Origin of the sequence: Pseudomonas sp. KCJK9058, assembly GCF_046230975.1 — a bacterium.
GTDB lineage: Bacteria > Pseudomonadota > Gammaproteobacteria > Pseudomonadales > Pseudomonadaceae > Aquipseudomonas > Aquipseudomonas alloputida.
The window spans coordinates 1-429 of record NZ_JBJJLR010000132.1 but is presented as its reverse complement, the minus strand read 5'-3'; the positions used below and the strand labels follow the sequence as shown (position 1 = coordinate 429).

At 64.1% G+C, this 429-nt stretch carries 1 pseudogene; it reads left to right on the top strand.

The features are described from left to right. A pseudogene (locus ACK59Z_RS25915) lies at positions 1-429 on the top strand (hypothetical protein); the annotation flags it as partial.

Below are 429 nucleotides of genomic sequence, written 5' to 3'. Positions count from 1 at the left end.
CGAGATCTACTTGTTCTCCGAACGGGCCAATCAACAGGCCGATGCCCATGATGAACGCATGAAGCCCCACCTGGCGCAGTTCGAGCGCGAGGTCCGCAGCAAAGTCCAGGCCCGCCAGGATACCGGCGAGTTCCGCAAGCGGTTCGACCAGAAATACGGCCACCTGGTCGACCGCCAGGCCATGCACGATCAGCTCGACGGTTTCGAGCAGGCCATGCAACACGCCCAGCAAGCCGCCGAGGACCGCGCCAAGGACCATACCCGCTGGGTGGTCAGCGAACGCTTGTTGCAGGCGCTGGACCGCTACGACAACGCCGACCTCATCAACGGCCTGGCCTTTGCCGAACAGACCGGCCAGTGCGTGATCGGCATGGAGTTGAGTGAAGGGGGCACGAAGGTGCTGGACCACTGGTGGCGCAGCGACGTGGC